This is a genomic window from Asticcacaulis sp. MM231 (assembly GCF_964186625.1).
Classification (GTDB): domain Bacteria; phylum Pseudomonadota; class Alphaproteobacteria; order Caulobacterales; family Caulobacteraceae; genus Asticcacaulis.
In genome coordinates, this window is record NZ_OZ075108.1 from 1,096,901 (window position 1) to 1,112,838 (window position 15,938).

Here is a 15,938-nt window from a genome sequence, read left to right on the forward strand (position 1 = left end):
GCCCGTGTACGTCTGTAACTGTAACGCTATCCGTGAACGCGACGCCCGCAACGCCATTGAGTCTGGCGCCAGCACCGTCAAGGCCGTTTTCGATCACTGCGCCACGCGCCCTCAGTGCGCCAAGTGTGTGTGCGATATCCGCCAGATGATCGATGACGCGCAAATCTCCATGTCGATGGCGGCCGAATAGTCAGTCATTTCAGACTGTTAAATTTGCGAATATGTCTTATTGTCATTCGCAGCAAGTTTTTGATTTCATTCAAAAAAATACTTCACTTCCGCGAAGGCGGCCTTTATGATGCTCGCTACACTATACCACACACAGGAGCGCGCCATGAAGGGTCAACCCGAAATTATCAAGCTGTTGAACAAGGTGCTCACCAATGAGCTGACCGCCGTCAATCAGTACTTCCTGCATGCGCGCATGATTGAAAATTGGGGCATGTATCACCTCGGCCGCATCGTCTACAAAGAGTTGATCGAGGAGATGAAGCACGCCGATATGCTTATCAAGCGCATCCTGTTTCTCGATGGCCTGCCCAATCTGCAAGACCTCAACAAGCTGCGGATCGGTGAGACCATCACCGAGTGCATGACCTCTGATCTGGCTGTGGAAACCGGTGGTCACGCCACGCTGGTGGCCGGCGTTAAATACTGCGATGACCACATGGATTATGTCAGCCGCGAACTGCTGCGCCGTATTCTGGAAGACACAGAGCATCATATCGACTTCCTCGAAACTCAGCTTGGCCTCATCAAGCTGATGGGGGAGCCGAACTACATCCAGAGTGCCATGAAGGAAATTGAGGGCGAAGGGTAAAGTCCACAAGGCCTTCATTGTGGTAAGGGCAAGTGCCCGCCGGCGCTGTTGCGCCTTGGCTTGCGTAAAAAGTCCAATTCCTCTTTGACCTTTGAGATTGAACCTCCTAACCTGCCCTCGCGGTCACCACGAGTGATTTGCCATAAGCTGGGACCGGATGTTTGAGCCTTATTAGTCGCAGAAATTTTACCCGGCTCGGACTGGGCGCAACGCTTGCGCTCGGACTGGGTACAGGCCTGTCCGCTTGCGGGCGCAAACCGGGCAATAATGTCGCCATCGATCCGGATGCTGATCCGTCGGAAGTGATTGATCAGAAGTTGGCGCAGCAGGAAGGCACACTCGAATGGGCGGTCTCTGGCAACTGGCGCAACAGCGCCGACAAGGCGCGCGACAAATACCGTCATCCGCTCGAAACGCTGAATTTCTTCGAGGTCAAGCCGCGCGACAAGATCATCGATATGTGGCCGGGTGCAGGCTATACGACCGAGATTCTGGCGCCCTTCCTTGAGCACGGCAAGGGCCAGTATGTCGCCGCCCTGTTCGAGAGTCAGGCGCCGGAAGCCGCCGCCACCACCCTGATGGAGAAGTACAAGGCCCATCTCGACGGCAACAAGAAACTCTATGGCACGCCGAAATACACCGCTTTCGGGCCGGAAAGCCCAGCCCTGACCGAGGCCGACAGCGCCGATTGTGTGCTGATGCTGCTGGTGATCCATGACTGGATCGCGCAGGGCATCGCCGAAAAAGCCTTTACTGACGCCTATGCGGCCTTGCGGCCCGGTGGTATACTGGGTGTTGAGCAGCATCGCGCTGATATCGGCAATGTGCAGGACCCCGGCGCCACCAATGGCTATGTGCAGGAACCTTTCGTCCGGCAACTTGCCACCGAGGCCGGATTCCAGTTCGTGGCCGCCAGCGAGATCAACGCCAATCCGAAAGATGACAAGGATCATCCGTTTGGGGTGTGGACCTTGCCACCACAGCGATTGACAGCGCCGCGCGGACAGGCGCCTAATCCGGAATTCGATGGCACCCTGTACGAATCAATCGGCGAAAGCGACCGGATGATTCTGAAATTCAGGAAGCCGCAATAATGGGGACCAGACCGACGTGAGCCGTATAGCCGCCCTTTCGACCAGCGCACCGCTTATGTTCACGCCGGAATCGCGTGTGCCTGAAGGCGGCGTGGGTGAATGGTTCCGCGGCGCGGGTGGCCTGCGCCTGCGCCTCGGCTTCTGGCATGTGTCGCACCACACCAATCGTCCGGCGCGCGGCACGGTGTTTATTTCGCCGGGACGTTCCGAGCCGATCGAAAAATATTATGAAGTTATCAGCGACCTTTTGAGCCGTGATTTCTGCGTCGTGGCGCATGACTGGCGCGGGCAGGGCCTTTCGGCGCGCCTGCTGCCGGATCGCCTGAAATGCCATGCGCGCTCGTTCGATGAATTCCTTGATGATTTTCAGCGCCTGCTCGATGCCTTTGAGGAGCGTGCGCCGAAACCCTGGGTCATGCTGGGGCATTCGATGGGCGCGGCGCTCAACCTCGCCACCCTGGTGAAGGGCGAGACGCGTATCGCCGGCGCTTGCTTCACCAACCCTATGCTGCGCGTCAAAACCGGCAAGCACAGCCTGTGGTCGGTCAATTTCCAGACCAACTGGCAGGTCAATCATGGCCGCGGCACCGACTATATCCCCGAACTGTTCGATGATCCGTTCATGAACACCTTCGAGGAAGACGCCCTGACTCACGATCCGGTACGCTATGATCTGTGGCGCGAACAACTGTTCGCCTGTCCGCACCTGGCGGTCGGCTCGCCGACCTGGGGCTGGCTGCAGTTTGCGCTAAAGCTGGGCGAGACCCTGCTGAAGGATAAGGACAAGGGCCTCAAGAAGATCAAGACGCCGATCACCATCATCTGTTCGGGTGATGACCATGTCATCAACAAGCAGCCGTCCAAGCTGTTCGCCAAGAAACTCGGCAAGGCGCAATATATCGAGATTGTCGGGGCCGAGCATGAACTGCTGATCGAGGCCGATACCTACCGTCAGCAGACGATAGAGGCGTTTGACGAACTGGCGGATTTCGTGGCACCGCGTATTCTTGAAGGGCAGGCGCGCAAGCTGGTTCAGGACAATATCGCGGTGGGTCTGCCAGCGGCAGACATCGCCGAGGTGGCTTCCGAGCTGCCCGAAGGCATCTCACCCGAGGCGCTAATTCCGGAAGAAGCACCGTTTTTGGATGATCCGGCGCCCCGGGATGATCACAAACTGGCTTAGAGCGCTTTCCGAAAAGTGTGACGCTCTAATCAGCCGCTACGCGCAGATGCGTCAGAGCCTCATTGATCAGGGCTTGCGAACCGGCGGCCAGCACCTGTCCGGCTTCGGGCCCCACCGGCTGGCCGTGCCAGTTGGTGACGACGCCACCGGCGTTTTCGATGACCGGAATAATGGCTTCGATATCCCAGGGTTTGAGGCCCGTTTCCAGCGCGATATCCATCGTACCCGCCGCCACCATGGCGAAGGCGTAGGCGTCGCAGCCATAGCGCACCAGCTTCGCTGTGGTGCGTAAGCGCGCATAGGCGTCGACCTCGGCGCCGGTGTAGAGATGCGGGTCGGTGGTGCCGATCACGGCGTCGGCAAGGCCCGAGCAGGCGCGGACGGCCAGCGGCGTGCTGCCCTTGGGCGTGATCAGGCGCGAACCGAGCGGCGAGCCGATATAGATCTCTTCGAGCACAGGCTGAGCGATGATACCGAGCACGGGGCGGCCTTGATAGCGCAGGCCAATCAGGGTGGTCCATAGCGGCAGGCCGGAAATGAAGGCACGAGTGCCATCGACCGGATCGAGCACCCAGATGTAGTCGGCGCCGGTGTTCTCGCTGCCGTATTCCTCGCCGATGATGCCGTGATCGGGATAGCAGGCGTTGATCAGTGCGCGGATGGCGCGTTCGGCGCCTTTGTCGGCTTCGGTGACCGGATCAAAGTCGACATCGGCGCGGCTGGCATTGCCTTTGTTGATTTCGCTCAAGTCGCGCAGGCGGAACAGGGGCAGGGCGGCGCTGGCGGCGGCGGCGGACAATTCGAGCGCAAAGGCTTCGAGGACGGCGTAATCGGGGGCATTTTGAGACATGAAACCCGCATAGCCTGAGCGGCCATGCGGGTCCAGAGGTTTGTAGCAGGTGTGCTTTGGTAAAGTCAGAAACCCCACCCCCACGAGCCATTCGTTGCGTGTCCTATTTCGAGTCAACTCGCGGTCCCCGGCACCGGCACCGGCACCGGCACCGGCACCGGCACCGGCACCGGCACCGGCACCGGCCGCCCGGCTCACCGACGAGCGGGGAGAACGCAAAGCGCGCCCGAGCCGTTGCGAGGTATCTCTTGCGAACAAGGCTTAAGCTGAAATGCCAAGCATTTCGGCTTAAGCCGCTTGCTCATTCTCGCCATTGAGCGATTTCGCCAGATCGAGCAGACGACGGCGCGGACGCTCTGACAGGCGGTAATAGGCCTGGATCAGGTCTAGCGTTTCCTTGCGCGAAAACACCTCGATGCCTTCGTTGTTCACGGCGGCGACTTCGGTCTTCTCGTCGGTCAGGCCGTCGTAGAAATAGTTGATCGGGGTTTCCAGCGCCTTGGCCAGTTGGAACAGGCGGGCGGCCGAGATGCGGTTGGCGCCGCATTCGTACTTCTGGATCTGCTGGAAGCGGATGCCGACAGCGAGGGCGAGTTGTTGTTGCGTCAAACCGAGCAGGCGACGGCGACGACGCAGACGCTTACCCAGATGCAGATCGATATCGGTAGCCATGATTTCAAACCCCTGGTTCGTGTGTGGCGCTGTGTCGAAGTGAGACAGCTCGCCTTATGGGTTTCAAACCTCATGCCATAAGCGACTTTGTGTCCAAAAGGACTCGCTTAAACGGGGAGAAGTCCTTGCGGAACAAGGCTTTGCGAACATTGTTACGGTGGGCGCATGAAAAAGGCGTGCACCGGAATGCACGCCTCAAACTTCAGAATGGAACGCCTGGGTTACGCTTCGAGACCGGAGAACTTTTCAGCGCCAAAAGCGTTTTGCAACATGGCCATCTGGCTGATGACCTGATTGACCTTGGGCTCGTCGTCTTCGCCATCGATAAACATGCGCTTGTCCATGTGGGAGATGCGCTCGTACAGGCGGTTGGAACGGTCAAGCAGGTTGAGCAGGCCGCCGGGCAGGGCAGGGGCCTTGTCGCCGGCTTCGAGCGCCAGGGCGGCGACGCGGTACTTGTCGTCGCAGGCGTCATTGGCATCCATATCGCCTTCGCGGACGGCGCGCTGCACCAGGAGCCACGAGGCGATCTGCATCAGGCGGGTGGTCAGGCGCATGCTTTCGCCGGCGTAGAGCAGGGCATCTTCGCGGCTGAGCAGGCGGGAATCGCGGCGGCCATCGCCATCGAGATAGGCGGCGGTTTCCTCGACGAGCGCCATGCCCTCCTTGAACGTCCGGTCGAACAGATCGGAAGAAGCGAAATCGCGCACAATGGAGACGCGTGCGTTCAGGGTGGGGGCCGTGCTGTCGGACATACTATGGAGCCTTATGCTAAAACTATATCGGCGAAGTCTGTTCTGACCCGCTTTTGCACCATCTGGTGCGCGTGCCATCATGAAAACGTCTCACCCGGCCCTGCAACGCTTGTGCCATTCGTGCTGAACCCATGACGTTGAGTTATCGTTAAGTATCCTTAAAAGAGAATAAAGCGTCGGCCGCCGACCGGCGATTTTTTTTACGCTCCATGATCTCGCGCACCCGCACGATCTCGCTCTCCAGGGTCTGTATACGCACCTGCAAGTCCTCGACACTGTAAGGATCAAGGTCTTCGTGAACCAGAGTGTGCAACGGACCGCCATTGCGCAGCGCCAGCGCCTCATTGTCGTCTAAGATCGCCATCCTATATATCCCGTGTAGACAGTCATTCACGTTCCGGGCCATCGTCCGGTCAAAGATGAAACGCCTCTTACGCGAAGAAATCAAGGAAAACGAATCAGCCATGAAAGTCATTTCGATACGCGGCGGCGGCCAGAGTGCTGCCGATCTTTACCTTGACGACAAGCCGCGTCCCGAAGTCGCGCCTGGGCATGTGCTAATTCGGACCAGCTTCGCCGGCGTCAACCGCCCGGATATCCTGCAGCGGCGAGGTGTCTATCCGCCACCACCGGGGGCATCGGAGGTCCTGGGACTTGAGATTTCGGGTGTGATTGAAAGCATAAATCTTCCGGCGGACTATGGTGACGATATCGGCTGGAAAATCGGTGATCCGGCTTGCGCACTCGTCAATGGCGGGGGCTATGCTGAGTTCGTGGCGGTCGATATCCGCCACCTGCTGCCGATCCCGAAAGGGCTCGATCTGGCGCAGGCGGCGTCCCTGCCGGAAAACATCCTGACCGTCTACGCCAACCTGATGGAACATGGCGCCTTGCAGGCGGGTGAAACCGTGCTGGTGCATGGCGGCAATTCCGGCATTGGCGCGATGACGATCCAGATGGCCAAGGCGATGTTTAAGGACATTGGTGGCGCTAAGGTCATCGCCACGGCGCGCGGGGCGGATAAATGCGCTTTTGCAAAATCCCTGGGCGCCGATCTGGTCATCGATACCGATACGGAAGATTTCGTGGCGGCGGTAAAGGCTTTTGGCGGCGCCGATGTGGTGCTGGATATCGTGGCCGGTGATTTTTTTGGCAAGAACCTGGCCTGTCTCAATATGCGCGGCCGCATTGTTCAGGTTGGCTTCGGCAAGGACGCAACGGTAGAGATTGACCTGCGCCGCATCATGGCGAAACAGGCGATCGTGACCGGATCCATGCTGCGGCCCCGTTCCGCCGATGAAAAGGCGCGGATCACCGCCAAGGTGCATGAGCGCGTGTGGCCGCTGATCGAACAGGGTCTGATCAGGCCGATCCTTGCGGAGCGCTTTGCCTTCGCGGATGCCGCGGTCGCGCATGCGTGGATGGATAAGGGGGATCACAAAGGAAAGGTTGTGCTGGACTTACAGGCATGATATTGAATTGAACATTGTTCAAAACTGGTGATCTTATGAAAAAGTGGATGATCTGGCTGGGTCTGGCCGTCGTTATCGTGGTGGGCGCCGTCCTGGGTGTGGGCAAGTGGTTCGATCCGCATGACGCTTGCGTTGATAGCGGTGGGCGGTGGACAGAGCAGCATTGCGAGTATTGAGCCACGGGGCTTACTCTTTGGCTGGGTCTTCTTAAATCCGTGCGTGCCCTTCCCAAACCGGCCGCGCCATTGTAGACCCCTGCCAAATGTCGCAGCCAGGATGCCATAAGCCTGACGGTCGCGCCTAAATCCCTGTTGTCAGTAGTAGAACCGCATGATCCGTCTCGATAATATCAGCAAGCAGAATGGCCACCAGATCCTGTTCATCGACGCCTCGATGGGGATTCAGAAGGGCGAGAAGGTCGGACTTGTGGGGCCAAATGGCGCCGGCAAGACGACGCTTTTCCGCATGATCACCGGCCAGGAGCAACCCGATGACGGGCAGGTCGGCATCGATGCCGGCATGACGATCGGCTATTTCAGCCAGGATGTCGGCGAGATGTCGGGTCAGAGCGCGGTCGCGGCGGTGATGGATGGCGTGGGGCCCGTGAGCGCGCTCGCCACCGAAATGGCGAAGCTGGAGGCGGCCATGGTCGATCCGGATCAGGCCGACGACCTGGACGCCACCATGGAACGCTATGGCGATGTGCTGGAGCGTTTTCAGGAGCTGGACGGCTATGCGCTGGAGGCGCGGGCGCGCGAGGTTTTGGCGGGACTGAGCTTCTCGCAGGCCCGCATGGATGGCGATGTTGGACTTCTGTCGGGCGGCTGGAAGATGCGCGTGGCCCTGGCCCGCATCCTGCTGATGCGACCCGACGGCATGCTGCTCGACGAACCCTCCAACCACCTGGATCTCGAAAGCCTGATCTGGCTTGAGGCCTTCCTCAAAAACTATGACGGCGCCCTGCTAATGACCTCGCACGATCGCGCCTTCATGAACCGCATTATTGGCAAGGTCGTCGAGATCGACGGCGGCTCGCTCATCACCTATTCGGGCGACCTCGATTTCTACGAGCAACAGCGGGCGCTCACCGTGAAGCAGCGCCAGGCGCAATTCGAGCGCCAGCAGGCCATGCTCGCCAAGGAAATCAAGTTTATCGAGCGCTTCAAGGCGCGGGCTTCGCACGCGGCTCAGGTCCAGAGCCGGGTGAAGAAGCTCGACAAGATCGAACGCGTCGAGGCCCCCCGGCGCCGTCAGTCGGTTCATTTCGAGTTTCGCAGCCCGCCGCGCTCGGGAGATGACGTTCTCAACCTGCGCAATGTCCATAAGGGCTACGGCAGCCAGCCGATCTATTCCGGGCTGGATTTTCTGGTGCGCCGCAAGGAGCGCTGGTGTGTGCTGGGCGCCAACGGCGCCGGCAAATCCACGCTGCTGAAGCTGGTGGCCGGCGATACGACGCCCGATCAGGGAACGGTCAGCATCGGCGCCAGTGTCAGGATGGGCTATTTCGCGCAGCACTCCATGGACCTGCTCGATGGCGAAGAAACGATTTTCGAGTTGCTCGACAGCTCGTTCCCGCAGGCCGGTCAGGGGGCACTACGCACATTAGCGGGTTGTTTTGGCTTCTCAGGCGACGATGTCGAAAAACCCTGCCGCGTGCTCTCCGGTGGCGAGAAGGCGCGTTTGGTGATGGCCAAGATGCTGTTCGATCCGCCGAATCTGCTGGTGCTTGACGAACCGACGAACCACCTCGACATGGCGACCAAGGAAATGCTGGTCGCAGCCCTTGCCGATTTCGAAGGCACCATGCTCTTTGTTTCGCACGATCGCCATTTCCTGTCGGCGCTCTCGAATCGCGTTCTGGAACTGACGCCCGAGGGCGTGCATCGCTACGATGGGGGCTATAGCGAATATGTGGCCCGTACGGGTCAGGAAGCGCCGGGCCTGCATCCGGGCGGCTAGTTAAAAGAATAAAGCGTCGTGTCTGTCTACGCTTGAGTTCGCCTCTTCCCTTCCGCTCGAAATCGCTCTATACCATCCTCACAACACACGCGCCCGGCCGAAAAGGCCGGGCGTAGCCATTTCTGGAGGGTCGCTACGGCCGTCCATCCAACCAAGGATACACACCATGTCCGACATCCTGATGCCCAAGGCGACCGCCGTCTGGCTCGTTGACAACACCTCGCTCGGTTTCGACCAGATCGCCGATTTCTGCGGCCTGCACCTGCTCGAAGTGAAGGGCATCGCTGACGGCGAAGTGGCGCGCGACATCCGCGGCGCCGATCCGATCGCCAATGGCCAGTTGACCCGCGAAGAACTGACCAAGGCCGAGACGACCCCGACCTACCGCATGAAGGCTCTCGTGTCGCGTCACGCCGAACTGCTGAAGCCGACCAAGAAGGCTCCGCGCTACACGCCGGTGTCGCGTCGTCAGGATCGCCCTGACGCGATCCTTTGGTTCGTAAAGAACCACCCGGAAATCACCGATGCGCAAATCTCCAAGCTGCTCGGCACCACCAAGTCGACCATCGAGCAGGTCCGTTCGCGCGGCCACTGGAACTCGGCCAATATCAAGCCGGTCGATCCGGTGACGCTCGGCCTGATCGGCCAGATCGAACTGGACGCCGCCGTCAAGAAGGGCGCCGACGCCAAGCGCAAGCAGGCTGAAAAGCTCGGCATCCCGCTCGATGATCCGTCGCTCAAGCCGGCCGTCACCGTGCAGCCTGCCTTTGAGGAAGAAGACGACAGCCCCTATGCCAAGAAGAACGACCTGTCGCTCGAAGACGTCTTCGGCAAGGGCGGTGGCAAGTTGTCCGAACCGGAAGACGACGACGACTTCTAAGCTTCGCCATAGCAGACATAAAGAAAGCCCGTCGTAGTTCCGGCGGGCTTTTTAAGTTTCAGGGGGGGGGACTTGGTCAGGAAATTTCCAAATCGTCTTAGATTTGGCCAGGGTGCATTAGGTCTTGATGTCCAGCAGTTTGCCAAGCATGGCGTCGGCGGTTTTGAAGACGCTGATATTGGCTTCAAAGGCTGTACGTGAATCGATCTGTTCAACCAGGTCGCTCAGGATATCCTTGCCGTCACTGGCATTTTTTACCGTGCTGCTGGCCGCCTTGTCGAAGCGGTTGCTGGCGGAAACGATGCCCTGATATGCTGTACTGATCGCGTTCATGTGGATAAGTATGCGCGCGAAAGTTTAATGCCGTTTTTAAGGAATGGGTTAACAGCGATTAGGCATGTCAGGCCATAAAGCCGAGGTTGGACGTGGCGAAGCGGCCGATATTGGGGAGCACGGTCGGCAATTCCGAGGCGGAAACACCGAACCAGGTTGCCAGGGTTGCCGCCAACTGATCCACAGAGGTCGAGGGCAGCAGACGGCCCTGACCGACCTGATCATCCGTGTTAATGGCTACGTGCGGCGCGGTGCCATAGAACTGGCCGCCCTTGACCGCGCCGCCCATGACGAAGTGATGGCCGCCCCAGCCGTGATCGGTGCCGTCGCCATTATAGGACAGGGTGCGGCCGAAATCGGAGGCGGTGAAGGTGGTCACCTTGCTGGCGACACCCAGTTCCACGGTTGCCTGATAGAACTGACCCATGGCCTCATTAAGCAGCCCCATCAGCCTCGGGTGATTGGTCATCAGCCCATCATGGTTGTCGAAGCCGCCGAGCGAGACAAAGAAAACCTGCCGTTTCACCCCCAGGGCTGTGCGGGCGCCGATCAGGCGCGCTACGATCTTCAACTGGTCCGCCAGTTTGTTGGCGCCACCATTGGGGTGGAAGTTGGTGGTCAGATTGACTCCGCTCAGCGCTGACGTGACGACGCTTTGCAAGGCGATGGAGCGTGTCGTTACCTTATTGTATTCATTCTCCATAAGGTTGGCGCTGGAGCTGGTGATCATGGTTCTGAGCGCGTTTGACAGATCCGAGCGACCAAACTTTGGCCCAACGATGCCGTTGATGGCCGTGGCGCCGCCTGTGCCGATTTCGTACTGAACCGCCGTTTTACCGGACAGATAGACGGCGTTTCCCGAGGCGCTGATGCAGGTCAGGCTGCTGGTGCTGTTACCGGACAAGGCGAGGTCGGCGAGGCGGCCACCCCATCCGGCCCTGGCGCCTTCGCTGGCCAGGGACTGCCATATCGATTGCTGGTCGTTATGCGAGAAGAGTTTAGGCGGCAGAGGATAGGCGGTGCGGTTTGAGCTATTGTATTGCGCTAAGGTCAAAGGCGTCAGGAGCGGCCCGACATTGAGCTGGACGGCGAGCTTGCCCGCCGAGAACAGCGACTTGAGGGAGGTAAGTTCCGGCGCCAGAGCATACTGCATATTGTCGGTCAGGGTCTGGGCGGTGAGCGGCGTCAGGGCCGTGGCCGCCAGATCGGCACGTGCAAGGGCTGCCCCGCCCTGGGTGCGACCGCTGCCACCGCCGCGAATGGCGCTGTAAAGATCGTAGTTTGTGGTGTCGTAGGGGACAACCGTATTGGCGTGGTCGTTGCCGCCGTTGAGGAAAACGCAGACAAGCGCCTTATAGTCACTGGTGTCGAAGGCGGCGGCTTCCCCAAAAGCGGCCAAATTCATGGCAAGGGGGGCGGCTGTTCCGAGGAAGGACAGTTGTGCCGCGCGCTGCAGGAAAGCGCGGCGGCTGAGTAGATTAGCTTTTCCGATAAATGCCATGGAGTTACGCCTATTTCTGGATCAGGTATTCGGGGCTGGCCATGACCAGAAAGAGAGCGGACAGGGCGCGATCATATTTGTAGGCATCCTGACGGTCGACTTCATACTGTGCCGGATCGAGCGCCGCCTTGATGGTCGCCACCGTCCCGGAGGAAAGTTGGTTGGCGCACAGATTCAGGTTCAGCTTCGCCAACAGAGCGGCGCTGTCGCTGACCGTGGGTTGAATTTGAGAGTAGTCCGGCATGAGGTCGTAATAGCCGTAGCGCATGAAATTCATCATAAAATTGAGATAACCGGCAACGGTACTCTCATTGACGAGCTGGAATTCCGGCGCCACCAGGCTGTTGTTGGCCAGATCCGTGTTGGGGGGCACATAGCCCGGTCGGAAGAAATTGAAAACCGATGGAGATCGTAAAGGGCTCTGTCCGAGAACTCGTCGGCAGAACGAGATCCCAGCTATAGAGTGTCCACTTATCGCTGCTGTTGGTGACGCCAATGGTCCGGCAGAACTGGATGAAGCGGATCATGGGTTCACGCAGCTTGCCGGCGGTTGCGGCACCCGAAACCGTCGTGGCCTCAGAATCTGTAAAGATGGCGGTCCAGACCGCCTTCAGGTCACCCCGCACGCCTGAGCCATTGTTGTTAAACTTGGCAGCGACCCGGCCAATATAAGCAGGGCTGGGGTTTGAGGTCACCAGCCGCTGAATCATCTGACGGGCAAAAAACGGCCCGACATTGGCATGATTGAACAGGGTGTCCAGTGCCGTTTTGAGAGCGGCCTTCGAGTCCGTGCCTGCCGCGATGGTTGTGCCCAGAAAGGTCGCTGCCAGAGTCGAATGGTTGCTTTCCGTGACTGACATGGGTTTGCGGCAGTAATCTGGTGCCGGAATAGGATAGCTTACCCAGCTAACATTTGTCCGGGCAACGCCTGCCATGTCGTCATTATAGCCAGTAAAGACTCGTGCCAGATTGGAAATATCGCTCTGGGTGTAGGTCTCCAGGGGATTGCCGGAACTGTCCGTCTTGTAACTGCCATCGACATTAAGCTGATAGAGTCCGATGGTCATAAGCTGCATGACTTCACGGGCGTAGTTTTCATCGGGCTCACGCCCTTTGCCGTCTTCTTTCAGGTTCCCGCGGGAGTTGAGAAACTGTCCTATCGCCGGGTTCAGCGTTACGGCTTCCAGCAAGGTGCGGAAATTGCCGAAGACATTGGCCATCAGCATATCCCAATAGCCTGCCGCCTTGTAGGACGGCCAGAAGCCATCCAGGTTATCAAGCGACATGACGAACATTTCAGACAAGGCCAGCGAGAGGCGTTTGCGGCACTGATTGTTCCCCGACAGGAGTTGATTCCAGATCATGAAATCGCCCTGATAACTGTCGAAATAGTGCTCTTCGGCGGTAATGGCGTTGTGGCCTTTCGCGTTCAGCCAATCCCAGCCGGTCTGGCCAACCGGCGTGTTGTATTCCTGATTGAGCCATCCAATGATGCCGAGGGGCATGGCGGCGGAGATTTCCGCATCCGTGGAGGAGAACTGGGCCTGTTGCAGAAACCGCGCGGCCTGAACATTGCTCAGAGGGATGGCAGGCGCAACTGTTACGCCGCCCGTGCCGCCGCTTGAGGTTCCGCCTCCGCTGGAACTGCCGCCACCACAGGCGCTCAGGGCAATGGCCGCCAGAGCGATCGCCCCTGCGGCTGCGGGTTTTACTTCGGGAATGCGGGAAGTGTTGTTTGGCAAATCATCAGCCTCGTCCGTCACGGTTGAGGGCAGGATGCGTTCATCGCTTGGGTTATGAAAATCCACGTGCCGGTCCATCGCCAATTTAACTATCTGACAAGCTATGTTGGCAAGGTGTTAACGATTTCCTAATGCGGAGAAGAGGGGCGTCGACAGGCACATAATCGCGAAACGAGACGCCATTTGCGTGAGCATATTGTGCGCAAATGGCGTCTCTGTCTGGTCTAGGTGCGGAGGGTGGCCCCGATTTTTTGCGCGGCAGCGATGATTTTGCTGCTGATCGCTTCGATTTCAGGCTCGGTCAGGGTCTTGTCGGTCGGGGTGAGGGTCACTTCGATGGCGAGCGATTTCTGACCTTCGGGCACACCCTGGCCGCGATAGACGTCGAAGACCTGCGCCTCGCCGATCAGGGTTTTGTCAGCCCCCTTGATGGCGCGGACCAGATCCCCGGCGGCCAGCTTTTCATCGCTGAGGAAGGCGAAATCGCGGGTGAGGGGCATCAGGTTCGACAGGCTGAGCGCACCCTTCGATTTGCCGGACTTAGCCTTAGGCGCCGGCAGATTATCGATGCGGATTTCAAACCCGACGTAAGCGCCGCTCAGGTCCATGGCCTTGAGCACGGCCGGATGCGGTTCGCCAAATTCGGCAACGATCTGCTTGGGGCCAAGTTGCAGGCGCGCCGAACGGCCGGGGTGCCAGTGCGCGGCGTTTGAGCCCTGCACCAGTTGCAGCGAGGCGACGGGGGCGCCAATGGCGTCGAGCAGGGCCATCAGGTCGCCCTTGAGCGCGAACAGGGCGTCTTCGCCAGGCGCTTGCCAGCTCCGCGCCTTGCCAGGCGCTTTCAGTACGGTGATGGTCGGCTTCTGGTCATTGGGCTCCAGACCGAGATAGATCGGCCCGATTTCGAACAGTTGCGCGCCGGTATGACCGCGGGCGGCATTGCGGCCGGCGGCTTCGAGCAGGTTCGGCAAGGCCGAGGGACGCATGCAGTTCAGTTCGGAGGCGATGGGGTTGGCCAGCACCAGTTTGTCATCACCGCCGCCGAACAGTTTTGCCCAGTCCTGCCGCATAAACGACCAGGTGACGGCTTCGGAATAGCCATAGGCGGCGAGGGCGCGACGGGCGGTGCGTGCCTTGGCCTGCTGTGCTGTCAGCACGCCACCGGGACGCAAACCGACCGAAGGCAGGGGCGTGGCGGGGATATGGTTGAAACCGTAGATGCGGGCGACTTCTTCGACGAGATCGGCCTTGCCCTCCACGTCACGACGCCACGACGGCACATTGACGGTCCAGCTTGCGCCGGTGGTGACACCAAAGCCGAGCGCGGTCAGGATGTGCTCGATCTTGTCGGTCGGCACGTCGAGGCCAGTTAGTTGCGCCACATAGGCCGGATCAAAGGCGACATCGGGACGGCCTTCGATGGCGGCGCCTACTTCCACGACGTCGGAGGCTTCACCACCACAGAGATCGAGGATCAGTTGTGTCGCCAGTTCGAGACCGGGGCGGGTGGATTGCGGATCGACTCCGCGCGCGAAGCGATATTGAGCGTCGGAATTGAGGCTTAGGGTGCGGCCCGTCTGAGCGATGCGGATGGGCTCGAACCAGGCACATTCCAGGAAGACCTCAGTCGTGTCGTCCGATACACCGGTGCTTTCGCCGCCCATGACGCCGCCAAGACCGATGGGGCGCTGGCCCCCGGCATCGGCGATGACGCACATGTCGGGACCAATGTCGTAGGTCTTGCCGTCAAGCGCGATCAGTTGCTCATCGTTTGCGCCCTTATGATGACCAAGGCGGGCTTCCAGCGTGGTGCCGACGAGCTTGGCGACGTCATAGACGTGTAGCGGGCGAGCGCGGTCGAACGACAGATAGTTGGTGATATCGACCAGCGCGCTGATCGGCTTGAGACCGATCGATTTCAGCTTGTCTTGCAGCCACTTCGGCGACGGGCCGTTCTTCACGCCGCGGATAACGCGGCCGGTGAAGTGGCGGCAGGCGTCGCCATCGATCTTGACTGTGATCGATGAGGGGAAGCTGCCCTTGACCGGGGGGGGCGTCGTTTCGGTGAAAGTGCCAAGGCCGGTGGCGGCGAGATCGCGGGCGATCCCGTGAACGCCCAGCCAGTCGGGGCGGTTGGGGGTCACTTCAAAGTCGATGACAGGCTCGGCGCCGAAAACCTGGGCTGCGGGTGTGCCGACGGCCAGATCATCGGAGAGCTCCAGAATGCCGTCGGAGTCGCTGTCGATCTCCAATTCGGCGCCGGAGCACATCATGCCGTTGGAGACGACGCCGCGCACCGGCTTTTCAACGAGGGTGACGCCGAGGCCGGGCACATAGGCACCGATCGGGGCGTAGATGGTGGTCAGGCCGGCACGGGCATTGGGGGCGCCGCAGACGATTTCCTTGAGGCCGTCAACCGTATCGACCTGCAGTACCTGCAGGCGGTCCGCATTGGGGTGCTGGGCGGCGGAGATCACCTTGGCGACGGTGAAGGGCTTGAGCGCCTTGGCGGGATCGTGGATGTCCTCGACTTCGAGGCCGGCCATGGTCATGGCGGCGGCCACCGCGTCGATATCGGCGCTGGTCTTGAGGTGAGCTTTAAGCCAGGAGAGCGAGAATTTCATGTTCTTATCTTTATCATGAGGTCAAGGAGCCAATTTTTCCTAAGAAATAATGG

Annotated in this window: 16 protein-coding genes and 1 pseudogene; 8 read left to right on the plus strand and 9 right to left on the minus strand. The window is 59.6% G+C overall.

The genetic code is table 11. The features are described from left to right. The first annotated feature begins 4 nt into the window (after nucleotides 1–4). The 4 genes from ABQ278_RS05385 to ABQ278_RS05400 all read left to right on the plus strand — a co-directional run bounded on the left by ABQ278_RS05385 (nucleotide 5) and on the right by ABQ278_RS05400 (nucleotide 3,097). Entirely contained in the window at nucleotides 5–190 is a 186-nt protein-coding gene (locus ABQ278_RS05385) for a (2Fe-2S)-binding protein (RefSeq protein WP_349322110.1), read from the plus strand. 144 nt (nucleotides 191–334) lie between these two features. Next, entirely contained in the window at nucleotides 335–820 is a 486-nt protein-coding gene (bfr, locus tag ABQ278_RS05390) for a bacterioferritin (RefSeq protein WP_349321561.1), read from the plus strand. Nucleotides 821–981: 161 nt separating this feature from the next. Beyond that, complete coding sequence (locus ABQ278_RS05395) at nucleotides 982–1,914, plus strand: methyltransferase (protein WP_349321562.1); 933 nt, start codon at nucleotides 982–984, stop codon at nucleotides 1,912–1,914. A gap of 16 nt (nucleotides 1,915–1,930) precedes the next feature. Beyond that, entirely contained in the window at nucleotides 1,931–3,097 is a 1,167-nt protein-coding gene (locus ABQ278_RS05400) for an alpha/beta hydrolase (protein WP_349321563.1), read from the plus strand. Between the two features lie 25 nt (nucleotides 3,098–3,122). Here ABQ278_RS05400 and hisN read toward each other — a convergent pair whose 3' ends face one another. From hisN to ABQ278_RS05420, 4 genes are all read right to left on the minus strand, one after another. Further along, the gene (hisN, locus tag ABQ278_RS05405; RefSeq protein WP_349322111.1) at nucleotides 3,123–3,947 is read right to left on the minus strand and encodes a histidinol-phosphatase; all 825 of its coding nucleotides are present in this window, start codon (nucleotides 3,945–3,947) and stop codon (nucleotides 3,123–3,125) included. 288 nt (nucleotides 3,948–4,235) lie between these two features. Further along, nucleotides 4,236–4,619, minus strand: coding sequence for a helix-turn-helix domain-containing protein (locus ABQ278_RS05410; protein WP_018080822.1), 384 nt, complete (start codon nucleotides 4,617–4,619; stop codon nucleotides 4,236–4,238). A 221-nt stretch (nucleotides 4,620–4,840) separates the two neighbouring features. After that, on the minus strand, nucleotides 4,841–5,374 hold the full coding sequence (locus ABQ278_RS05415) for a DUF1465 family protein (protein ID WP_018080821.1): 534 nt from the start codon (nucleotides 5,372–5,374) through the stop codon (nucleotides 4,841–4,843). Nucleotides 5,375–5,522: 148 nt separating this feature from the next. Then, a complete protein-coding gene (locus ABQ278_RS05420; RefSeq protein WP_349321564.1) occupies nucleotides 5,523–5,738 on the minus strand; it encodes a DUF1192 domain-containing protein in 216 nt (71 codons plus the stop codon). 100 nt (nucleotides 5,739–5,838) lie between these two features. Between ABQ278_RS05420 and ABQ278_RS05425 the strand changes: the two genes are divergently transcribed. The 4 genes from ABQ278_RS05425 to ABQ278_RS05440 all read left to right on the plus strand — a co-directional run bounded on the left by ABQ278_RS05425 (nucleotide 5,839) and on the right by ABQ278_RS05440 (nucleotide 9,685). Beyond that, nucleotides 5,839–6,846 (plus strand): NAD(P)H-quinone oxidoreductase, encoded by a 1,008-nt coding sequence (locus ABQ278_RS05425; RefSeq protein WP_349321565.1) that lies wholly within the window; start codon nucleotides 5,839–5,841, stop codon nucleotides 6,844–6,846. 35 nt (nucleotides 6,847–6,881) lie between these two features. Beyond that, nucleotides 6,882–7,022, plus strand: coding sequence for a hypothetical protein (locus tag ABQ278_RS05430; protein WP_349321566.1), 141 nt, complete (start codon nucleotides 6,882–6,884; stop codon nucleotides 7,020–7,022). A 154-nt stretch (nucleotides 7,023–7,176) separates the two neighbouring features. Beyond that, on the plus strand, nucleotides 7,177–8,805 hold the full coding sequence (locus tag ABQ278_RS05435; protein WP_349321567.1) for an ABC-F family ATP-binding cassette domain-containing protein: 1,629 nt from the start codon (nucleotides 7,177–7,179) through the stop codon (nucleotides 8,803–8,805). Between the two features lie 166 nt (nucleotides 8,806–8,971). After that, nucleotides 8,972–9,685 (plus strand): cell cycle transcriptional regulator TrcR, encoded by a 714-nt coding sequence (locus tag ABQ278_RS05440; protein ID WP_349321568.1) that lies wholly within the window; start codon nucleotides 8,972–8,974, stop codon nucleotides 9,683–9,685. Between the two features lie 117 nt (nucleotides 9,686–9,802). On the opposite strand, the gene ABQ278_RS05445 is transcribed toward ABQ278_RS05440, so the two are convergent. The 5 genes and pseudogenes from ABQ278_RS05445 to pheT form a co-directional block, all read right to left on the minus strand. Beyond that, complete coding sequence (locus tag ABQ278_RS05445; protein ID WP_349321569.1) at nucleotides 9,803–10,018, minus strand: flagellar basal body rod C-terminal domain-containing protein; 216 nt, start codon at nucleotides 10,016–10,018, stop codon at nucleotides 9,803–9,805. Between the two features lie 67 nt (nucleotides 10,019–10,085). Next, nucleotides 10,086–11,519: a DUF1501 domain-containing protein gene (locus tag ABQ278_RS05450; protein ID WP_349321570.1), complete on the minus strand. Its 1,434-nt coding sequence runs from the start codon at nucleotides 11,517–11,519 to the stop codon at nucleotides 10,086–10,088. A gap of 10 nt (nucleotides 11,520–11,529) precedes the next feature. Next, on the minus strand, nucleotides 11,530–12,015 hold the full coding sequence (locus ABQ278_RS05455; protein WP_349321571.1) for a DUF1800 family protein: 486 nt from the start codon (nucleotides 12,013–12,015) through the stop codon (nucleotides 11,530–11,532). 52 nt (nucleotides 12,016–12,067) lie between these two features. Beyond that, nucleotides 12,068–13,339 (minus strand): annotated as a pseudogene (locus ABQ278_RS05460) (DUF1800 family protein); the annotation flags it as partial. A 146-nt stretch (nucleotides 13,340–13,485) separates the two neighbouring features. Beyond that, entirely contained in the window at nucleotides 13,486–15,885 is a 2,400-nt protein-coding gene (pheT, locus tag ABQ278_RS05465) for a phenylalanine--tRNA ligase subunit beta (RefSeq protein WP_349321572.1), read from the minus strand. Nucleotides 15,886–15,938: the final 53 nt, after the last annotated feature.

Bases quoted from the DNA above. Each gene is read 5' to 3' on its own strand.
- bfr (WP_349321561.1), top strand. From the start codon at position 335: ATGAAGGGTCAACCCGAAATTATCAAGCTGTTGAACAAGGTGCTCACC.
- hisN (WP_349322111.1), bottom strand. From the start codon at position 3,947: ATGTCTCAAAATGCCCCCGATTACGCCGTCCTCGAAGCCTTTGCGCTC.
- ABQ278_RS05410 (WP_018080822.1), bottom strand. From the start codon at position 4,619: ATGGCTACCGATATCGATCTGCATCTGGGTAAGCGTCTGCGTCGTCGC.
- ABQ278_RS05415 (WP_018080821.1), bottom strand. From the start codon at position 5,374: ATGTCCGACAGCACGGCCCCCACCCTGAACGCACGCGTCTCCATTGTG.
- ABQ278_RS05420 (WP_349321564.1), bottom strand. From the start codon at position 5,738: ATGGCGATCTTAGACGACAATGAGGCGCTGGCGCTGCGCAATGGCGGT.
- ABQ278_RS05425 (WP_349321565.1), top strand. From the start codon at position 5,839: ATGAAAGTCATTTCGATACGCGGCGGCGGCCAGAGTGCTGCCGATCTT.
- ABQ278_RS05430 (WP_349321566.1), top strand. From the start codon at position 6,882: ATGAAAAAGTGGATGATCTGGCTGGGTCTGGCCGTCGTTATCGTGGTG.
- ABQ278_RS05435 (WP_349321567.1), top strand. From the start codon at position 7,177: ATGATCCGTCTCGATAATATCAGCAAGCAGAATGGCCACCAGATCCTG.
- ABQ278_RS05440 (WP_349321568.1), top strand. From the start codon at position 8,972: ATGTCCGACATCCTGATGCCCAAGGCGACCGCCGTCTGGCTCGTTGAC.
- ABQ278_RS05445 (WP_349321569.1), bottom strand. From the start codon at position 10,018: ATGAACGCGATCAGTACAGCATATCAGGGCATCGTTTCCGCCAGCAAC.
- ABQ278_RS05450 (WP_349321570.1), bottom strand. From the start codon at position 11,519: ATGGCATTTATCGGAAAAGCTAATCTACTCAGCCGCCGCGCTTTCCTG.
- pheT (WP_349321572.1), bottom strand. From the start codon at position 15,885: ATGAAATTCTCGCTCTCCTGGCTTAAAGCTCACCTCAAGACCAGCGCC.